This window comes from Palleronia sediminis, from assembly GCF_004358695.1.
GTDB classification, from domain to species: domain Bacteria; phylum Pseudomonadota; class Alphaproteobacteria; order Rhodobacterales; family Rhodobacteraceae; genus Palleronia; species Palleronia sediminis.
On the sequence record NZ_SNAA01000014.1, the window covers coordinates 39,403 to 58,068 of the forward strand.

16 protein-coding genes are annotated in these 18,666 nt (G+C 71.0%); 10 read left to right on the forward strand and 6 right to left on the reverse strand.

The window, feature by feature from the left end; translation table 11 throughout:
- Positions 1–2: 2 nt before the first annotated feature.
- The 3 genes from E2L08_RS12375 to E2L08_RS12385 form a co-directional block, all read right to left on the reverse strand.
- Positions 3–2,381 (reverse strand): FAD-dependent oxidoreductase, encoded by a 2,379-nt coding sequence (locus tag E2L08_RS12375; protein ID WP_133397407.1) that lies wholly within the window; start codon positions 2,379–2,381, stop codon positions 3–5.
- Positions 2,378–2,926: a helix-turn-helix domain-containing protein gene (locus E2L08_RS12380; protein WP_133397408.1), complete on the reverse strand. Its 549-nt coding sequence runs from the start codon at positions 2,924–2,926 to the stop codon at positions 2,378–2,380. The genes E2L08_RS12375 and E2L08_RS12380 overlap by 4 nt, the downstream gene beginning before the upstream one ends.
- A gap of 105 nt (positions 2,927–3,031) precedes the next feature.
- Complete coding sequence (locus tag E2L08_RS12385; RefSeq protein ID WP_133397409.1) at positions 3,032–3,232, reverse strand: heavy-metal-associated domain-containing protein; 201 nt, start codon at positions 3,230–3,232, stop codon at positions 3,032–3,034.
- A gap of 141 nt (positions 3,233–3,373) precedes the next feature.
- Here E2L08_RS12385 and E2L08_RS12390 point away from each other — a divergent pair, with 141 nt between their 5' ends.
- The 10 genes from E2L08_RS12390 (at position 3,374) to E2L08_RS12435 (ending at position 14,235) form a co-directional block, all read left to right on the forward strand.
- The gene (locus E2L08_RS12390) at positions 3,374–5,881 is read left to right on the forward strand and encodes a heavy metal translocating P-type ATPase (RefSeq protein ID WP_133397410.1); all 2,508 of its coding nucleotides are present in this window, start codon (positions 3,374–3,376) and stop codon (positions 5,879–5,881) included.
- A gap of 12 nt (positions 5,882–5,893) precedes the next feature.
- The gene (cueR, locus tag E2L08_RS12395; protein WP_133397411.1) at positions 5,894–6,292 is read left to right on the forward strand and encodes a Cu(I)-responsive transcriptional regulator; all 399 of its coding nucleotides are present in this window, start codon (positions 5,894–5,896) and stop codon (positions 6,290–6,292) included.
- A 177-nt stretch (positions 6,293–6,469) separates the two neighbouring features.
- Complete coding sequence (locus E2L08_RS12400; protein ID WP_133397412.1) at positions 6,470–6,814, forward strand: NADH-quinone oxidoreductase subunit A; 345 nt, start codon at positions 6,470–6,472, stop codon at positions 6,812–6,814.
- Positions 6,811–7,683 carry a hypothetical protein gene (locus E2L08_RS12405; protein ID WP_133397413.1) on the forward strand — a complete coding sequence of 291 codons (873 nt, stop codon included), beginning with the start codon at positions 6,811–6,813 and terminating at the stop codon, positions 7,681–7,683. The genes E2L08_RS12400 and E2L08_RS12405 overlap by 4 nt, the downstream gene beginning before the upstream one ends.
- Entirely contained in the window at positions 7,680–8,573 is an 894-nt protein-coding gene (locus tag E2L08_RS12410; protein WP_133397414.1) for a complex I subunit 1 family protein, read from the forward strand. The genes E2L08_RS12405 and E2L08_RS12410 overlap by 4 nt, the downstream gene beginning before the upstream one ends.
- Positions 8,570–9,172 (forward strand): NADH-quinone oxidoreductase subunit J family protein, encoded by a 603-nt coding sequence (locus tag E2L08_RS12415; RefSeq protein ID WP_133397415.1) that lies wholly within the window; start codon positions 8,570–8,572, stop codon positions 9,170–9,172. Before E2L08_RS12410 ends, E2L08_RS12415 begins: the two co-directional genes overlap by 4 nt.
- Entirely contained in the window at positions 9,150–9,479 is a 330-nt protein-coding gene (nuoK, locus tag E2L08_RS12420) for an NADH-quinone oxidoreductase subunit NuoK (protein ID WP_240758226.1), read from the forward strand. The genes E2L08_RS12415 and nuoK overlap by 23 nt, the downstream gene beginning before the upstream one ends.
- Positions 9,479–11,374 (forward strand): proton-conducting transporter transmembrane domain-containing protein, encoded by a 1,896-nt coding sequence (locus E2L08_RS12425; RefSeq protein ID WP_133397416.1) that lies wholly within the window; start codon positions 9,479–9,481, stop codon positions 11,372–11,374. Before nuoK ends, E2L08_RS12425 begins: the two co-directional genes overlap by 1 nt.
- 1 nt (position 11,375) lies before the next feature.
- Entirely contained in the window at positions 11,376–12,836 is a 1,461-nt protein-coding gene (locus E2L08_RS12430; RefSeq protein WP_133397417.1) for a complex I subunit 4 family protein, read from the forward strand.
- 1 nt (position 12,837) lies between these two features.
- Positions 12,838–14,235 carry an NADH-quinone oxidoreductase subunit N gene (locus E2L08_RS12435; RefSeq protein ID WP_133397418.1) on the forward strand — a complete coding sequence of 466 codons (1,398 nt, stop codon included), beginning with the start codon at positions 12,838–12,840 and terminating at the stop codon, positions 14,233–14,235.
- Positions 14,236–14,317: 82 nt separating this feature from the next.
- Here the strand turns inward: E2L08_RS12435 and E2L08_RS12440 are convergent, their stop codons facing one another.
- From E2L08_RS12440 to E2L08_RS12450, 3 genes are read right to left on the reverse strand one after another with little or no spacing between them, the layout of a single operon-like run.
- Complete coding sequence (locus E2L08_RS12440) at positions 14,318–16,099, reverse strand: ABC transporter ATP-binding protein (protein WP_133397419.1); 1,782 nt, start codon at positions 16,097–16,099, stop codon at positions 14,318–14,320.
- Positions 16,096–17,037, reverse strand: coding sequence for an acetamidase/formamidase family protein (locus tag E2L08_RS12445; protein ID WP_133397420.1), 942 nt, complete (start codon positions 17,035–17,037; stop codon positions 16,096–16,098). The genes E2L08_RS12440 and E2L08_RS12445 overlap by 4 nt, the downstream gene beginning before the upstream one ends.
- A 6-nt stretch (positions 17,038–17,043) precedes the next feature.
- Positions 17,044–18,663 (reverse strand): ABC transporter substrate-binding protein, encoded by a 1,620-nt coding sequence (locus E2L08_RS12450; protein WP_133397421.1) that lies wholly within the window; start codon positions 18,661–18,663, stop codon positions 17,044–17,046.
- Positions 18,664–18,666 lie beyond the last annotated feature (3 nt).

The window sequence follows — 18,666 nt, forward strand, 5'->3', positions numbered from 1 at the left end:
CGTCAGCTCCTGATGCGGGTGAAATCGGCATCCCACGCGGCGCCCGGCAGGACGCGGGCCTGCGCGGGCCGGCCGAAGATGTCGATGGAAAGCGACGTTCCCGGCGCGGCGAGATCCACGGGCAGCATGGCCAGCGCCAGCGGCTTGCCCACGCGGTGCCCGAAGGCGGCGGTCGTCACCTCGCCCACGATGCTGTCGCCCGAGAGCACGTTCGACATGGGCAGCGGATCGAACGCGCCGTCATGTTCGAGCAGTGCGATGCGCCGCTCGGGCGTGCCGGGGTGGCGCATGAACCGCGCGAGGCCCAACTCTTCGAGCGTGTAGTCCGTGGACAGGTCGCCCTTCCACGACAGCCAGCCCTTTTCCATCCGCATCGAATCGAGCGCCATCATCCCGAAGGGGCGCGCCCCCGCCCCCGTCACCGCGTCCCACAGGGCCGGGATATCGGCGGGCCGGGCGTGGATCTCCCAGCCGAGATCGCCCGCGAAAGACACCCGCGCGAGCGTGCAGCCGATGCCCGCCACCTCGGCCCGCTGATGGCTGAGCCAGGGCGCGGACAGGTCGGCCGTCGTGCCGATCCCCGTCAATAGCGCCCGCGCCTCGGGTCCCGTGACAAGCAGGGTCGAGACCTCGTCGGTGCGGTCGACGAGCGTCAGCCCGTCACGCAGATCCCGCGTGAGCACGTCGCGGTCGTGCCATTGGGCCGCGGCCGCGGTGATGAGCGTGAACGCATCCTCGTCATGGCGGAGCACCGACATTTCGGTCAGGCACCGCCCCCGCGCATCCGCGAAATAGGCCAGCCCCATCCGCCCGGTCCGGGGCAGCCGCCCCGCGATCCGGCCCGCGAGCCAGTCGCCCGCGCCTGCGCCCGACAGCTCGAACCGGGTAAAGCCGCAGATGTCGATGACGCCCACACCGTCGCGGACCGCCGCCACCTCGTCGGCAACCGCACCCCACCACGGGCCGTGCCGGGCAAAGGTCTCGGTCGCGGCCTCGGTGGTGTCGTCGCCCGGCCTTGCATACCACAAGGCCCGCTCCCACCCGCCGAAGGCGCCCATCCGTCCGCCCGCCGCCTTGATGCGGTCATGCGCGGGCGATAGCCGCTTGTCGCGGCCCGCGGGCCAGGCATGGTGGGGGTGCTGCAAGGCGTATTCGTGGCGATAGACTTGAAGCCCCATCGCATCGGCCGCCGCCTGGTCGACCCAGCCCGTAAAGCGGCGCGGGTCCATCGACCAGGCATCCCATTCGGGCGCGCCCTCGACGATCCAGTCGGTCAGCAGCTTGCCCGCCCCGCCGGCCTGCGCGATCCCGAAGGTAAAGACGCAGGCCTCGAAGGCATCGGGCACCCCCGGCATCGGCCCGATCAAGGGCAAGCCGTCGGGCGCATAGGGGATGGGGCCGTTGATGACCCGGCTGATCCCCGCCGTGCCCAGCAGCGGCACGCGCGCCATGGCATCCTCGATATAGGGTTCGAGCCGGTCGAGATCGTCCGGGAAAAGCTGGAACGAGAAATCCTCGGGCATCGGCGCGTCGGTCCAGAAGGGCTGTCCGCCGCGCTCGTAGGGGCCGAGGTTCAGGCCGGTCTTTTCCTGCCGGAGGTAGTACGACACGTCGGGGTCGCGCACGAGCGGCAGCTTGCGGCCGTTCTCGCGGGTCCATTCCGCGATCTCGGGGATCTCTTCGGTCAGCAGGTACTGGTGCTGCAAAACCGTCATCGGCACCGTGCGCCCGCCATGGGGCCTGAACCATTCGCCGATGCGCTGCGCGTAATAGCCGCCCGCGTTGACGACATAGCGGCAGCGGATATCGCCCTGCGCGGTATGCACGATCCATTCGCCGCCCTTGCGCGTCACGCCGGTCGCGGGCCGGAAACGGTGGATCGTAGCCCCGAGCGCGCGCGCGCCCGCGGCCAGCGCGCCGGTCAGCGAGGCGGGGTCGGCATCGCCGTCATGGGCGTCCCAGAACCCGCCGACCAGGTCGTGCGTCTCGAGGAACGGATAGGCCTCGCGCATGTCGGCGACCGTCATCATCTCGGTCGGCATCCCGAGCTTGCGCCCCCACGCGGCGACATGCTCGAACTCGCGCATCCGGTCGTCGGTATGGGCCAGGCGGATCGCGCCGGTGACGTTGTAGGTCAGCGGTGTGCCCGTCGCCGCCTCGAGCCCGCGGTAAAGCTCCATCGAATAGCGCTGGAGCTTCGTCATCCCCAGCGAGGTCGAGAAGGTCGGGCAGTTGCCCGCCGCGTGCCAGGTCGAGCCCGCCGTGAGCTCGTTCTTTTCGAGCAGGGTGCAATCGGTCCAGCCCCGCTGGGCCAGATGGTAGAGGCAGGACACGCCGACGACGCCGCCCCCGATGATGACGACGCGGGCGGTTTCGGTCATGGCAGGCTTTCCTGTGTGTAGATGGCGGGGGAGATGATCCAGACGGCCACGGCCGGTTCGGAATGCTCGTTGGCCCAGCGGAACGGCTGTCCGCGCAGCCGCGCGGTATCGCCGGGGCGCAGGTCGTGGCGGTCCTCGCCCAGCCACACGCTCAGCCGCCCCGACAGCAGATGCGCGATCTCGGTCGTGTCGCGGATCACCAGGTCGTCGCGCCGCGCGCCGGGCTGAAACACCGAGTGGATCACCTCGAACCCGTCGGTGAGATCGGGCGACAACAGCTCTTCGTGCAGACCCGGCACGCGTTCGCCCAGCACGCGGCGGCGGCCCGCGCGCACCACCTCGCCCACCTCGCGGTCGGTCAGCAGCGTCAGCGGCGCGTCCAGCGTTTCGGCCATCCGCGCGAGTGTCTCGCCGTCGGGGGTCGAGAGATCGCGTTCGACCTGGCTCATCCAGCCGACCGACCGGTCGAGCCGGTCGGCCATCTGGGCAAGCGTCAGGCCGCGGGCGCGGCGCAGGGCGCGGAGGTCGGCACCGAGGGCGGACATGGCGATTCCCGTGAAATCCTGCGCCGATATTTCACGACCCCGCCCGGCGCGGCAATCCCTTTCGCGCGCCGCCCGCACCTGTTTTTCGACCGGCGCGCCGTGGGCTCAGCCTGCCGCGCGCACCTCGTAGCCCGCGCTCCGCACCGCTTCGGCCAACGTCGCCGGCTCGGCCGGGCTGTCGATCTCGACGACATGCGTGGTCAGATCGCACCTCACCTGCGCGCCGGGATCGACCTTGCGGATCGCGGTTTCGATGGCGCCGGTGCAATGGGCGCAGCTCATGTCGGGAACGGTCAGGCGGGTCATGCGTCTCTCCTTCGGCATTTCGCGACAGGTGGGGCCTTCCACCGCGGGAAGGTCAAGACGCCGGAAAACGGCGCGCACCCCCATTGACCTTCCAGCCGGTGGAACCCCTATCTGGGGCGCGACAGCATTCAGGAGACCCCCATGCCCGCTTCGCAGACGCTCAGGCTTTCGGTGCAGAACATGTCCTGCGGCTCTTGCGTGGGCCGTGTCGAAAGGGTGCTGGCGGGCCGTCCCGGCGTCGACGGGGTCGCCGTCAACCTCGCCAGCGAGACGGTGCAGATGCAGGTCGACTCGGCCGACCGCCTGTCCGAGGTGCTCGCCGCGCTGTCGCAAGCCGGTTATCCCGCCCGCACCCGGACCGTCCGGCTCGACGTGGCGTCGATGTCCTGCGCCTCCTGCGTGGGGCGGGTGGACAGGGCGCTTGCTGCGCTGCCGGGCGTGATCGAGGTCGGCGTCAACCTCGCCTCGGAAACCGCGACCGTCACCTATGCAGAGGGCGCGGTCGATATCGCCGATTTGCTGCGCGCGGCCCAGGCGGCGGGCTATCCCGCCACCCCGGCGCAGGATACCGCGCCCGAGGATCGCGGCGCGCGCAAGGATGACGAGGCGCGGGCTCTGGCGCGCCGGACCGCGCTGGCCGCGGCGCTGGCGCTGCCGGTCTTCGTGCTCGAGATGGGCGCCCATGTCGTGCCCGGAATGCACGGGCTGATCGGACGCACAATCGGGCACGAGGCGAGCTGGCTCATCCAGTTCGTGCTGACCACCGCCGTTCTCGCAGGGCCCGGACGCGGGTTCTACACCAAGGGCTTTCCGGCATTGCTGCGCGGCGCGCCCGACATGAACAGCCTCGTCGCCGTCGGCACCTCGGCCGCCTACCTGTTCTCGGTGGTGGCGCTTTTCGCGCCCTCGGTCCTGCCCGAGGGCAGCCGCGCCGTCTATTTCGAGGCGGCGGCGGTGATCGTGGTGCTGATCCTGCTGGGCCGGTGGATGGAGGCGCGCGCCAAGGGCCGCACCGGCGCCGCGATCCAGAAACTGCTTGGGCTTCAGGCGCGCACCGCGCGGGTTCTGGTCGAGGGCGAGCCGCAGGACGTGGCCATCGAGCGTATCCGCACCGGCGATATCCTGATCGTGCGCCCCGGCGAACGCATCGCCGTGGACGGCGAGGTGATCGAGGGCAGCGCCCGCGTCGACGAAAGCATGATCACGGGCGAGCCTGTGCCGGTGGCCAAGACCGCGGGCGACCCGGTCACGGGCGGCACGGTCAATGGCAGCGGCGCGTTCCGGTTCCGCGCGACCCGCGTCGGCGCCGACACGACGCTCGCCCAGATCATCCGCATGGTCGAAGAGGCGCAGGGCGCCAAGCTGCCGATCCAGGGCATGGTGGACCGCATCACGCTGTGGTTCGTGCCGGCCGTCATGGCGCTGGCCGCGCTCACGGTGCTGGTCTGGCTGATCGTCGGCCCTGCGCCCGCGCTGTCCCATGCGCTTGTCGCGGGGGTGTCGGTGCTCATCATCGCGTGCCCCTGCGCGATGGGGCTTGCCACGCCGACCTCGATCATGGTCGGCACGGGGCGCGCGGCCGGGATGGGCGTGCTGTTTCGCAAGGGCGACGCGCTGCAACAGCTCAGCGGCGTGAGCATCGTGGCGATGGACAAGACCGGCACCGTCACCGAAGGCCGCCCCGAACTGACCGACATGGTGCTGGCCGAGGGGTTCGACCGCGCCGAGGTGCTGGCGCTGGTGGCCGCGGTCGAGGAACAGTCCGAGCACCCCATCGCCGACGCCATCACCCGCGCGGCCCGCGCCGAGAACGCCCCCCGCCACGCGGTCGAGAGCTTTGCCTCGATCACCGGCCACGGTGTGCGCGCACGCATTGCCGGCCGCGACGTCCTGGTGGGCGCCGACCGGCTGATGACGCGCGAGGGGCTCGCGATCGGCGCCCTGGCCGAGGCCGAGACGCGCCTGGCCGCGCGCGGCCGCACCGCGCTCTTCGCCGCCATCGACGGGCGCGTGGCCGCCGTCATCGCCGTGGCCGACCCGGTAAAGCCGTCCTCGGCCGCCGCGATCCGGGCGCTGCACAATCTGGGGCTCGAGGTCGCCATGATCACCGGAGACAAGCGCGAGACGGCCGAGGCCATCGCCCGCGAGACCGGCATCGACCGCGTGATCGCGGGCGTCCTGCCCGACGGCAAGGTCGCGGCGCTGGACGATCTGCGCGGATCGTCGGGGCGGATCGCCTTTGTCGGGGACGGCATCAACGACGCCCCGGCGCTGGCGCATGCCGATGTCGGCATCGCCATCGGCACGGGCACCGACGTGGCCATCGAGTCTGCCGATGTCGTTCTGATGTCGGGCGACCTGCGCGGCGTGGTGAACGCCTATCGCGTCTCGAACCGGACGATGCGCAACATCCGCCAGAACCTGTTCTGGGCCTTCGGCTATAACGTCGCGCTGATCCCGGTGGCGGCCGGCGTGCTCTATCCCGCCTTCGGCGTGCTGCTCTCGCCGATGCTGGCCGCGGGCGCGATGGCACTGTCCTCGGTCTTCGTGCTGTCGAACGCGCTGCGCCTGCGCCGCATCGCGCCCGCCATGGACGAGGCCCGCGCGCCGCGCGGATCCGCGCGGCTCTCCCCCACCCCGGCCGAATAGAAAGGACGCGCGATGAATATCGGCGACGTTGCTGAACGGTCCGGCCTGCCGGCCAAGACGATCCGCTATTACGAGGAAATCGGGCTGATCGCGCCGCGCCGCGCCGCGAACGGCTATCGCAGCTTTGCCGAGGCGGATGTGCACAAGCTGGCATTCCTGGGGCGGGCGCGGGCGCTCGGCTTCGGCATCGACGACTGCCGGAGCCTGCTGCAGCTTTATGGCGACGACGGCCGCACGAGCGCCGAGGTCAAGCATATCGCCGAGGACCATCTCGAGCGGATCGACGCCAAGATCGCCGAGCTGACCGAGATGCGCGCGACATTGGCGCGGCTCGTTCATGCCTGCGCCGGGGATCACCGCCCCGATTGCCCCATCCTCGCCGATCTCGCCCGCGCCGAAGGCCGGGGCTGACAGCGCCGCGCAAGAGGCCCCGAACGCGGCGCGGGGGCCGGGGCGTCGCGCCGGGGTATTTGGGAAAGAGAAGACGGACCCGCCGCGCCCGATCCGGCGCGCGACGAAACCCGCGCCGGCGGAGGCGCGTTCCGACCCCGTGACGCGATACGGGACCGAGGCGAGAGGGGACGGACCATGACCGAGATCGCGATGCCGCTCGTGCTGGTGCTGCTGGCCGTGGCGTTTGCCTGGGGCCTCCAGCGGCTCGGCCCCGAGGCGGGCGCGACATGGCCCCACCGCGCGCCCTTTCTCGGCGGCGGCGTGCCGCAGACCCATGCATGGCAACGCTGGCATGCGCGCTATTACCCGATGACGCTGCTCTTCATCGCCTTCGAAATGGAGATGATGTTCATGTATCCTTGGGCGGTCGTCTATATCGAGACCGGAACCAAGGCGCTGGCCGAGATGGGCATGTTCCTCGGCATCCTGTCGGTCGGCATCCTCTATGGCTGGCGCGAGGGGGTGTTCCGGTGGCAATGAGCCTGCTCGCCTCGCTGGCCCGCGGGGCCGAGATCCCGGTCTTTGCCGCCATCGGCGCGGGGGGGCTGGCACCTGTCGAGACGCTGCGCCGCCGCCCCGGCCTGAGGCTGGTCGACACGCCGCGCCATGCGCGCGTCCTGCTGGTGGCGGGCGAGGTGGACGCGGCGCATGCGACGGCGCTCGAGCGGTTGCATGCCCAGCTTGCCCGCCCGCGCGCCACGGTCTGGTGGCGCGCGCCGCGGCTCTTTGATCGCGGCGAGATCGCCGACGGGGACGATCCGACGGGCGCGATCCGGCGCGCGGCCGAAACGGACGAGCCCGACCAGCGCCCCGACCTGCCCCCACACCCCTGGGAGGGGATCGGCCCGCATGGCCAGGGCGGCATGGGGATGATGGGCGGCACGCCTTACGGCCGCCCCATGGCGATGACGGCCGAGGATATCCGCGACGGGCTGGCGCTCGACGCCTATCGCGCGCGGTTCGGCCCGTTCCTGCCGATGCTTCCGCCGGGGCTGGCGCTCGACCTGACGTTGCAGGGCGATGTGATCGTCGCGGCCGGCGTGGCCGCGCCCCCTTATCCGCAGGGCGCCGAGAGCGACGCGCCCGGCCCGTGCGCGGCGCGGATGCTGCGGCTCATGGGGATCGGGCCGCGCGCCGCGCGGGCGCGGGGTGCGCTGGCCGCGTTGCCGCGCGGATCGGGGATGCGCCGGCGGCTTGCCGCATGGGTCGACGGCGCGCGGGTGGACGAGACGCCCCGACCCCTGCCCGACGCGCTGCCCGGCCGCGACTGGACCGGCGCCGCGCTGTGGCTGGCGAGCTTTGCGCCGTCGCGGCTGCGCGCGGCCTGTCTCAAGCCGGAGGCCGCATGATCGCCGCCACGCTGTATTTGCTGCTGGCCCTGCCGCCGCTCGTCTGGGCGGCGGCGGTGTTCGACCGCATCGGCACGGGGCGGGGCGCCCTGCTGGCCGGGCCGCTGCGCAATGGCGCCGCGCTGCTGCTTCGACCCGTGGCGCCGACCGAGGCGCCCGACCGGCTGAACCGCCTGCTCGCGCCGGGCTGGTACCTGGCGCTGGCGCTGGTGGGGCTGTCCGTCGTGCCGCTCGCGCCCGGCCTCGTCGCGTCGGACCTGTCGACGGGGCTGGTGCTCTGGGGGGCCTGCGAGGCGCTGACGGTGGTGGTCGTGTTCCTGCATGGCTGGTCGCCCAACGCGCCCTTTCCCCTGCTCGGCGCCTACCGTTATGTCGCCATCGCCCTGCCCGCGATGCTGCTGTCGATGTTCGTGCTGATCGGCGCGGCCCTGCCCGCGCAATCGCTGTCGGTGGGGGCGGTGGTCGAGGCGCAGCGCGAGGTGTGGAACCTGGTGCGGCAACCGCTCGGGCTGCCGCTTTTCATGGCACTGGGGCTTGCGCTGACCCTGCGGGGGCCGTTCGACTACGCGGGCGGCGCCGAGCTTGCCGGCGGCACCTCGGCCGAGGAAAGCGGCCCGGCCCTCGCCGCGTGGCGTCTTGCGCGCGCGGCGATGCTGGTGGCCTTTTCGGCCATGGCCGCCACCGCGTTTCTCGGCGGCTATCTCGGGCCGGTGCTGCCCGGCCCCCTGTGGCTCTTGCTCAAGACGCTGGCGGTGATGGCCGCGACCGTGGCCGCGGGACGGTTCTTCGCGCGGATGCCGCCCGCGCGGATGCTGACGCTGCTGTGGGTGGTGCTGCTGCCGCTGTCCTTCGCCAACCTGGCGCTTGTCGGGATCGAGGTGCTGCCATGACCGATGCGCTGTTCCTGGTGCTGTCCGCGCTTGCCGTCTGGTCGGGATGGAGGGTCTTTCGCGTCGATTCCATGGTACGGGCGTCGTTCCAGCTTTTGGTGTCCTTCATTGCGGTGGGCCTGATCGCGGTGCTGCTGGCCGCGCCCTATATCGGGATCGCGACCGTTTTCATGATGGCGGTCGAGATGATGGTCATGGCGCTCTTCATGGTCATGTTCATGATGAACCCCGCCGGGCTGAACCCGATGAGCATGGTGCACCAGCACCGGTTCGCCGCGATCACGGGAGGGACGGCCTTTGCCGGGCTGGTGGCGGCCGTGCTGCTGTCGGACCTGCCCGCGAACCCGGTGCCGCCCGAGGCCGAGGCGGTACGCGACCTGGGGCGCGAGCTGCTGGGGCCGTCGATGCTGATCTTCGAGACGGCGGGGGTGACGCTGCTGGCGACCATGATCGGGGCGGTGGTGCTGTCGGCGCGCTCGGGACGCTATGGCGAGAGCGATGCGGGCTCGGTGCCGCCCGGCCTGACCCCCGGAGGCGCGCCCGCCGGGCGCCGACCCGCGCAGGGCGGCGGCCATCATGACCATCACTGGGGGCATTGAGATGACGCTGGTTTCCGTCCTGATCGTGGCCGCCGCGTTGATCGGCATCGGGCTTTACGGCGCGCTGTCGCAGCAGAGTTTCGTCATGCTGATGATGGGGCTCGAGCTGATGCTGAACGGCGCGATCCTCGCCATCGTGGGCTTTTGGGCGTTTTCGCTGGGCGGCGCACCCGAGGGGCAGTTGCTGGCCATCATCGTCATGGCGGTCATGGCCGTCGAGATGGCGGTGGGCTTTGCACTGGTCGTCGCCGTCTATCGCAAGCGGCAGGCCGACATGACCGAAAGCCTGACGGAGCTGCGGCACTGATGCTTTTCGCGCTCCCCCTGTTTCCGGCGCTGGCCGGGCTGGCGATCTGGGCCGCGGGCGATGGCGGGCGGCGGCGGCTGGGCGCGATGGCCGCCGGTGCGGCGGCGGTGACGCTGCTTCTGGCCGTGCTGGCAACAGCGCAGGGCTGGACGGCCGGCCATGACTGGGGCGCGGGGCTGGTGCTGCGCCTCGCGCTCACCCCGCTTTCGGCGGCGGTCGCCGTCACCGTGCCCGCCGTGGCGGTGGCGGTGCTGGTCTTTGCCGCCGCCCACGAAGAGGCGCGCGGGCTTGCGCGGCTCTTGGGGCTGATGCTGGTCTTTTGCGGCGCGATGCTGCTTGCCGTGACGGCCGCCGACCTGCTGACCCTGCTCATTGCGTGGGAGGTGATGGGGTTCTGCTCCTGGGCGCTGATCGGGCACCGCTGGCGGGATCGCGCGAACCCGGCCTCTGGGCGCTATGCCTTTGTCGCGACGCGGCTGGGCGATCTGGGGCTGTTCTTGGCGGTGATGGCGACATGGGCGGGGGCCGGCACGCTCGAGTTCGCGGCGCTGGGGCGGCTCGACGGCCCGGCGTTGAGCCTCGCGGCGTTCGGGATACTGGTCGCCGCCGCCGCCAAGGCGGGGCAAGGCCCGTTCGCGCCATGGCTCTTTCGCGCGATGGACGGCCCGGCCCCGGTCTCGGCGCTGTTGCACGCCGCGACCATGGTGGCGGCGGGGGCCTACCTGCTCGCGCGGCTGCACCCGTGGCTCGCCCCCGTTCCGGGCTGGAGCGGCGCGACACTCGCCCTCGGGCTCGTCACCGCGCTGGCGGGCGGCGCGGTGGCGGTCATGCAGGGCCATGCCAAGCGGCTGCTCGCGGGGTCGACCTCGGCCCAGCTGGGCCTGATGTTCGTGGCCGTGGGGGCGGGATATCCGGGCATTGCCGTGGCGCATCTGGTCGCCCATGCCGCGTTCAAGGCGCCGCTGTTTCTGGCAGCGGGGATCGCGGGGCGTGCCGCCGGGAGCTATGACCTGGGGCGCATGGGCTATCAGCGGACGCTGCCATGGGTCGCCGCCCTGACCGCCCCGGCGGCGCTGGCGCTGGCCGCTGTCCCGCCGATGGGCGCCGCCTGGACCAAGGAGCAGATCGTCGCCGCGGCGAGCCATGCGAGCCTCTGGTCGGGCGTCGGCGTGGCGGTCGCCGGGGCGCTTTCGGCGGCCTATGCCGCGCGGTTCTGGTGGCTGGCCTTCGGGCCGCGCGGGGCCGAGCCCGAGACGCGCCCCCGCCGCGCCGAGATCGCCGCGCTGGGCGCGCTGTCGCTGGGCTGCGTCGCGCTGGGCGCGCTGTGGTTGGCGCCGGTTCGCGCGACCCTGCGCTTTGCCCCGCTCGACGCGGGCGCGGCCGAGATGGCCCTATCGCTGGGGCTGGTCGGCTGCGGCGTGCTGGCCGGCCTGACGCTGGCGCGGCGGGGCGCGTCCCCCCCGCCCGTCGCGGCCGACTGGCTGGGGCTGCCCGCGCTGATCCAGCACGGCATCGTCGCCCCGTTCGAGCGCGCCGCCCGCGGGGCGGCCCGGCTCGACGATACCGTGCTCGACGCGATCCCGCGCGGCGCGGCGCGCGGCGCACGCGGTTTGGCGCGGGGCGGGCGCGCGGTCTGGGGGGCGATGCAGATCGACCGGGGCGGCATAGACGCGGCCGTCTGGCGCATCGCCGAGGCCACGCGCGGGCTGGCACGGCTGGGCGGCGGGCATGGCGAGGCGCTGGCCGACGGCCTGCCCGAGGGCACGGCGCGCATCGCGGGGCAAGGCGGGGCCGATGCGCGGCGGCTGCAAACCGGGTTGTCGCATCACTACTACGCCATGTTCGTCATCGGAACGGCGCTGGCCATCCTGCTGCTGATCGGAGGACTCGTCTGACATGCTGACATTCGCCATCCTGCTGCCCTTCGCGGGCGCCGCATTGCTGGCCTCGGCGCCCCTGTCGGCGGGGCAGTCGCGGCTCGCCGCGATCCTCGTGGCGGCGCTGTCCTTGGGCGCGCTTTGCGTGGTCTGGGCGGGCTTCATCCCCGGCGCGGGGTTCCAGGCCGTGCAGGAGGCCCCGTGGATCCCGCCGCTCGGCGTCGCATGGCGCGTGGGCGTCGACGGCATATCGCTGCCGCTGGCGCTGATGAGCGGCCTTCTCTTCGTCGCGGCCATCGCCTGGCCGATGGAGCGCGAGGTGAATGCGCGCGCCTATTACGCCTGGTTCCTCTTTCTCGAAGGCGCGTCACTGGGCCTGTTCCTGACGCTCGACCTGCTGATCTTCTACGTCTTTTTCGACCTCAGCCTCGTGGGGATGTATTTCCTGATCGGGCGGTGGGGCCATGGCGACGCGCCGCGCGCCGCGCTCAAGTTCTTTCTCTACACGCTGGCCGGGTCGCTGCTGATCCTGCTGGCGCTGATCGCGCTGGTGCTCTCGGTCGATCCGCTGAGCTTCGACATGCGCGACATGATCGCGCTTCAGCCCGTGGCGGGGATGGACCTGCGGGCGGGGCTGATCCTGCTGGGCTTCGTGCTGGGTTTCGCGATCAAGACGCCGCTGTTTCCGCTGCACACATGGCTGCCGCCCGCGCATGTCGACGCGCCGGGACCGGCCTCGGCGATCCTTGCGGGGGTGCTGCTCAAGATGGGCACATACGGGCTGGTCCGCATCCCGATGCAGATGCTGCGCGAGACCTTCGCCACCTATGCGCTGGCGCTGGGAGTGGTCGCGCTTGCCTCGATCCTGTGGGGCAGTATCGTCGCCTTCGCGCAGGACAACATCAAGCGGCGCATCGCCTATACCTCGGTCAATCACATGGGATACGCGGTGCTGGGCATCGCCGTGGCCGGCTCGGCCGTTACCGGGCAGGAGGCCGCGCGCGATCTCGCCCTGAACGGCGCGGTGATCGAGATGGTGGCGCACGGCCTCATCACCGGGGCGCTGTTTCTCATTGCCGGCTCGATCTGGGCCCGCACCGGAACCTACGAGATCGACAGCTATGGCGGGCTCGCGGGTCGCGCGCCGCGGCTGATGGGCGCGATGGGGCTGGCGAGTTTCGCCTCGCTGGGCCTTCCGGGGCTGGCGGGCTTCGTGGCCGAGGTGCAGATCTTCGTCGGGGCCTTCGCGGTCTGGCCCTGGCTCGCGGCCATCGCGCTGCTTGGCCTGATCGTCACCGCCGCGCTGTTTCTGGGGATGCTGCAACGGGTGTTCCTGGGCGAACGGCCGCCCGCGCTCGACGGTTTCGCGGACCTTACCCGGACCGAGTTCGGCGTGCTGGCCGTGCTGCTGGGGCTCGTGGTGCTGATCGGGGTCTGGCCCGCCTGGCTGATCGACATGATTGCGCTCGGGGGGGGCTGAGATGCCCCTTGCCGATCTTGGCCCCGAGATCGCGCTGATCGCGGGAGCGCTGGCCGCGCTGCTCATGGCGATGGCGCTGCCGCAGCCCCGGCTCGGCCTGTGCCTGTGGCCCGCGCTGGCCGCGCTGGCCGTCGCCGGGACATGGGCGGTCGCGCAGGCCGACGCGGCGCGCCTGACCTTCTCGGGGGTCTGGGCGCTGGACGGGGCGACGCTCTGGGCGCGGATCCTGATCGTGACGGCCACGGCGCTGTGCCTCATCCTCGCGCCGCGCTGGTTCGCGACCGACCGGCGGCATGGCGAGTTCTACGCGCTGACGCTGTTCTCTGCACTGGGCGCGATCGCGATGGCGGCCGCGGCCGACCTGTTGCAGCTCGTCATGGCGGTGTTGCTCTCCTCGGTGACGGGCTACGTGCTGGCCGCCTTTCACCGCGACTGGGCGCTGTCCGTCGAGGCGGGGATGAAATATTTCCTGATCGGCGCGCTGGCCAATGCGCTGCTGGTGATCGGCGCGATCCTCGTCATGGGGATGGCCGGGACGAGCGACTATGCCGCCCTGGCGCGCACGGACCTCGGGCAGCCGCTGGCGCTCGCGGGGCTCGCGCTGATCGTCGCGGGGCTGGCCTTCAAGCTCGGGGCGGTGCCGGGCCACGCCTGGATGCCCGACGTGGCCGAGGGCGCGCCCGTCCCCGCCGCGGCCTTTCTGACCGTGGTGCCCAAGATCGGCGCGGCGCTGGCGCTGTTCCGGCTGGTGCAGCTTTTCCCCGAGGTCGAGATGCTGCGCCCGCTGATCGCGGCGCTGTCGGTGGCGACCATGACGCTCGGCAATCTCGCCGCGCTCTGGCAAGACGATCTGCGGCGTCTGCTGGGATGGTCGTCGGTCTCGCAATCGGGCTATGCGCTGATGGCCGTGGCGGTGGCCGATCTCGCGCCGGACGCCCTGCCCGCGCTGCTGTGGTTCCTTGCCGCCTACGCGCTGGCCAACGTGACGGGTTTCGCGGTGGTCGCCCAGCTTCGCGGGCGGACGGCGCTTGCGGATTACCACGGGCTGATCGCTGCGCGCCCCGGCCTTGCCGCGGCGCTGATCGTGGCGCTTCTGTCGCTGACGGGGATTCCGCCGCTGATCGGGTTCACCGGCAAGCTCGAGCTGTTCGTCGCCACGCTCGACGGCGGCTATGGCTGGCTGGCCTTAGCCGCGGTGGCCAACACGGTGCTGTCGTTGGGCTATTACCTGCGCGTCATCGGGCCGGTCTGTTTCGCGGCCCCCGAGGGCCCGCCCCCCGCCTGTCTCAGCCGGGCCGCGGGGGCGGTCGCGCTGGGATCGGGCGCGGCGGTTGTGGGCATCGGGCTTTTCGCCGGCCCGTTCCTCGCACGGGCCGCGGGCGCCGTGGTCCTGCCCTAACCGAGTGGAGTCGGTCCGGCCCGCGGTGCGGCGGGCCGGACGACATGAGTATTTATGGAAACAGAGACCGAAAGGGCCGCCCTCAGATCGAGGGCATCGCGACGCGGTGGCCCTGCGCCAGATCGGTGAGCGAGAGCCGTTCAGGCGCGCAACCGACCGGAAAGATCGGGCTTGCCTCGGCCAGATCCTCGGCGGGCGGCAGGGGCGCCCGCCCGCGCGTCGGGTCGGGCACGGGTACCGCGGCCAGAAGACGGCGCGTATAGGCGTGGCGCGGATCGCGCAGCACCTGGTCGCGCGTGCCCTCTTCGACGACCTGGCCGAGACGCATCACCATCACCCGGTCGGCCACCTGCTCGATCACCGCCATGTCATGGCTGATGAAGAGATAGGAGAGCCCGTCCTCTTCCTGCAATTCCTGAAGCAAATCGAGCACTTGCGCCTGAACGCTCACGTCGAGCGCCGAGACGCTTTCATCGGCGACGATGACCTTGGGCGAGAGCGACAGCGCGCGGGCGATGCAGACCCTCTGGCGCTGGCCGCCCGAGAACTCGTGCGGGTAGCGTTGCAGCATGTCGGGCGACAGCCCGACCCGGCGAAACAGCCATTCGGCCCGGTCAGACAGCTCGGAGCCCGTGGCGAGCCCGTGCACGCGCATCGGCTCGACCACCTGTTCGCCGACGCTCATCCGTGCATCGAGCGAGGCGCCGGGGTCCTGGAACACCATCTGGATGTCGCGCAGCACCGGCCGCATCGCCTTGCGCGACAGGCCGCGCAGCGGGCGGCCGGCGACGCGGATCGTGCCCTCCCACGGGACGAGGCCCAGCAGCGCCTTGCCGATGGTCGACTTGCCGCAGCCCGACTCGCCGACCAGCGCCAGCGTCTCGCCCTGGCGCAGGTGGAACGACACGCCCTCGACCGCGTGGACATGCGCGACCGTCCGGTTGAGCAGCCCGCCCGAGATGCCGAAGCGCACGCAGAGATCCTCGACCTCGACCATGCGCGCGGCGGCGGCATCGGCGGCGGCGGGCCGCGCGGGGGCCGAGCCCAGCCGCGGCACCGCGTCGAGCAGGGTGCGGGCGTAATCGGTGCGCGGCGCGGCGAAGAGGTCGCGCACGGGCGCGGCCTCGACCTCGCGGCCTTCGCGCAGCACGATGACGCGGTCGGCCATCTCGGCCACCACGCCCATGTCGTGGGTGATCATCAGCACGGCGGTACCGTGTTCGTCCTGAAGCGCGCGGATCAGGTCGAGGATCTCGGCCTGCACCGTGACGTCGAGCGCGGTTGTCGGCTCGTCGGCGATGAGGATCTCGGGGTCGCAGGCGAGCGCCATGGCGATCATCACGCGCTGGCGCATGCCGCCCGAAAGCTCGTGGGGATACTGGCGCAACCGCCGCTCGGGTTCGGTCAGGCGCACGTCGCGCAGCAGCGCGAGCGCGCGGGCCGGTGCCGCGCCGCGCGCACACACGCCGTGTTCGAGCAACACCTCGCAGAGCTGGCGCTCGACCGTCATCAGCGGATTGAGCGAGGTCATCGGCTCCTGGAAGATCATGGCCACGCGGGCCGCGCGGATCCGGCGATAGGCGGTCTCGTCGAGACCGGTCAGCTCCTGCCCGTCGAGGCGGATAGAGCCGCCCGAGATGCGCGCCATGGGTTTGGGCAAAAGCCCCATGATGGCCAGCGCCGTCATGGATTTGCCCGACCCGCTTTCGCCCGCGAGCGCCAGCGTCTCGCCCGGCGCGAGGTCGAAGGACAACCCGTCGAGCACCGTCTTCGCGCCCTCTTCGGTCGCGACCTGAACGCCGAGGTCGCGGATCTCGAGGACAGGGCGGCGGCCGCCCTGTCCGGTGTCGCGGCCCGCCGTCATTCGAGGACGACACGCGGGAAATAGAAGGACACGACCCAGTTGGGCATGTCGACGATCTCGGAGATACGCAGATCGCCCGCCACCGAGCAGAGCAGATAGGCATCCTCTGGGGCCATCCCGTGCCGGGCCGAGAGCAGGTCGACCATGGCCGCGACCGCATCGCGCGCGCCCGCCATCATGTCGGGGCCGATCCCGGTCGTGACCTCGTAGCCCTTGGCGTCGAGATGGCGCGTCACCGGCCCCGGCGTGGTGAACCGCGGAAAGGCCAGTTTCTCCTGCTTGACGAGATCGAGCGTCACCTCGACATCCATCGGGCTTTCGATGGCGGTTCCACAGACCTCGCCGTCGCCCTGCGCGGCATGGGTATCGCCGATCGAGAACAGCGCGCCCTCGACCTCGACGGGCAGATACAGCACCGTTCCCGCCGCGAGATCGCGGATATCGAGATTGCCCCCCATCCGGCGCGGCGGCACGACGGAATGCAGGCCCGGCTCGGCCGGGGCGAGCCCGATCGTGCCGGCAAAGGGCTTGAGCGGCACCTGCGCGATATCAGAGAACAGCGCCGGAGCGAGCGTGTCGGGGTCGTAGTCCCAGATCTTGAGATGCGGCTCGGTGAACTGGTCGGCGAGCAGGCCGAAGCCCGGAATATTCGCCGTCCAACCGAAGCCCGAGGGGTGGAACGCCTCCATCGTGATCTTGAGCACGTCGCCCGGCTCGGCCCCGTCGACATGGACGGGACCGGTCACGGGGTTGATCTTGCCGAAATCGAGCCCCGGCACATCGGCGGTGGTGCTGTCCCTGGTGAACTGCCCGCCCGAGCTGTCGAGGCATTTGAAATGCAGCCGGCTGCCCGGCGCCACCGTCTCGGCGGGCGGGATCGAACGATCCCACCCGTGATGGTGATGCCCATGGATCGTGTAGTCGCAATTCCTGCACATGGTCAATCACTCGGCGTTCGAGGAATGGACGTAGTCGTAGTTCACCGGGATATGCACCGGGTCGACGAACAGGCTGTCATCGCCCGCCACGCTGTCCGAGCGCAGGGTGAACCGCTGCTCGTTGAAGACGGGCACCCAGGGCGCGTCTTCCATGATGTCGACATAGATCTGCCGCCACGCATCCTCGCGCGCGGCCTCGTCGCCCACCATCGCGTCGGCCTCGGCGGCGCGGGCGTCGATTTCCTCGTTGCAGTACCACGACCAGTTCCAACCGCCCGGCACCGCGCCCGCGCATCCCAGGATCGGCCCGTAGAAGTTCGACGGATCGGGGAAATCCGCGATCCATGCCATGCCGCCCGACCAGATCATCGGGGCCTGGTCGGCCTCGCCGCCCGCGGCGATGACGTTGGCCTGCGCGAGGCTGCGGATCTCGGCGGTGATGCCGATCTGCGACAGATCCTGCTGGATCGCCTGGGCGATGCGCGGGTTCGGGTCGACGTTCATCACGTAGAGCTCGGTCTCGAACCCGTCGGGAAAGCCCGCATCGGCCAGCATCTGGCGCGCGGCCTCGGGGTCATAGGCGTAGCCCTCGTATTCCTCGTCATAGCCCGGCATGGTGGGCGGCAGCGGCTGGTTGGCGGGCACCGCGCGGCCGTTGATCATCTGCACGATCCGGTCCTTGTCGATCGCCATGTTGACCGCCTTGCGGACCTCGGGCTGATCGAAGGGCGCCATCTGCATGTTGAGCGTGATGTAGCCGGTATGAAGCTGGCCGCCCTCGACGATGCGCTCGGCCATGGCCGGGTCGTTCATCGTCTGGAGGAACTGCGCGGGCGGGATGCCGTCGCCCGGAATGTCGGCATCACCGTTCTGGATCCGCAGGAGCGCCACCGTCGGCTCGAGCCCGATCTCGAAGGTCACGCGGTCGAGCTTGGGCACGCCCGCGCGGTGGTAATCCTCGTAGGCCTCGAAGACGACGCGCTGGCCGGGCAGCCATTCGGCCAGCTCGAACGCGCCCGATCCCACGGGGTTGCGGCCGAAATCCTCGCCGAGTTCCTCTACGGCCTCCTGCGGGACGACCGAGGCGAAGTTCAGCGCCATGACATGGCCGAAGGTCGCATCGGGGCGCGACAGGGTGATCTCGACGGTCTTGTCGTCGACGACCTTGACGCCCGAAAGCCCGTCGCCTTCGCCCGCGTTCCAGCTGTCGAAGCCCTCGATCATGCCGAAGAACCCGGCGCCGGGGCTGCGGGTCTCGGGGTTGGTCACGCGGTCGAGCGAATATTTCACGTCCTGAGCCGTGATCTCGCGACCGTTGTGAAAGGTGATCCCGTCCTTGAGCTTGAAGGTATGGGTCAGCCCGTCCTCGCTGATCTCGTGGCTTTCGGCGAGTTCGTTGCGCAGTTTGGTCGTGCCCGGCTCGTAGCCCGTCAGCCCGTCGAAGAGCGACTTGATCATCGACCAGTTCTGCCAGTCATAGCCGATGGCGGGGTCGAGCGTCGCCACGTCGTCTTGGTAGGTGACGGTCATCTCGCCGCCCTGCGGGGCGTCCTGATCGACCTGGGCCAGCGCGCCCGAGGCGCCGAGCGCCAGCGCGGCGATACCGGAAAGAAGCATGGTCTTCATGGT

Bases quoted from the DNA above. Each gene is read 5' to 3' on its own strand.
- E2L08_RS12425 (WP_133397416.1), top strand. From the start codon at position 9,479: ATGCTTTTCGCGCTCCCCCTGTTTCCGGCGCTGGCCGGGCTGGCGATC.
- E2L08_RS12415 (WP_133397415.1), top strand. From the start codon at position 8,570: ATGACCGATGCGCTGTTCCTGGTGCTGTCCGCGCTTGCCGTCTGGTCG.
- E2L08_RS12435 (WP_133397418.1), top strand. From the start codon at position 12,838: ATGCCCCTTGCCGATCTTGGCCCCGAGATCGCGCTGATCGCGGGAGCG.
- nuoK (WP_240758226.1), top strand. From the start codon at position 9,150: ATGACCATCACTGGGGGCATTGAGATGACGCTGGTTTCCGTCCTGATC.
- E2L08_RS12400 (WP_133397412.1), top strand. From the start codon at position 6,470: ATGACCGAGATCGCGATGCCGCTCGTGCTGGTGCTGCTGGCCGTGGCG.
- cueR (WP_133397411.1), top strand. From the start codon at position 5,894: ATGAATATCGGCGACGTTGCTGAACGGTCCGGCCTGCCGGCCAAGACG.
- E2L08_RS12375 (WP_133397407.1), bottom strand. From the start codon at position 2,381: ATGACCGAAACCGCCCGCGTCGTCATCATCGGGGGCGGCGTCGTCGGC.
- E2L08_RS12440 (WP_133397419.1), bottom strand. From the start codon at position 16,099: ATGACGGCGGGCCGCGACACCGGACAGGGCGGCCGCCGCCCTGTCCTC.
- E2L08_RS12445 (WP_133397420.1), bottom strand. From the start codon at position 17,037: ATGTGCAGGAATTGCGACTACACGATCCATGGGCATCACCATCACGGG.
- E2L08_RS12380 (WP_133397408.1), bottom strand. From the start codon at position 2,926: ATGTCCGCCCTCGGTGCCGACCTCCGCGCCCTGCGCCGCGCCCGCGGC.
- E2L08_RS12450 (WP_133397421.1), bottom strand. From the start codon at position 18,663: ATGAAGACCATGCTTCTTTCCGGTATCGCCGCGCTGGCGCTCGGCGCC.
- E2L08_RS12385 (WP_133397409.1), bottom strand. From the start codon at position 3,232: ATGACCCGCCTGACCGTTCCCGACATGAGCTGCGCCCATTGCACCGGC.
- E2L08_RS12405 (WP_133397413.1), top strand. From the start codon at position 6,811: ATGAGCCTGCTCGCCTCGCTGGCCCGCGGGGCCGAGATCCCGGTCTTT.
- E2L08_RS12430 (WP_133397417.1), top strand. From the start codon at position 11,376: ATGCTGACATTCGCCATCCTGCTGCCCTTCGCGGGCGCCGCATTGCTG.
- E2L08_RS12410 (WP_133397414.1), top strand. From the start codon at position 7,680: ATGATCGCCGCCACGCTGTATTTGCTGCTGGCCCTGCCGCCGCTCGTC.
- E2L08_RS12390 (WP_133397410.1), top strand. From the start codon at position 3,374: ATGCCCGCTTCGCAGACGCTCAGGCTTTCGGTGCAGAACATGTCCTGC.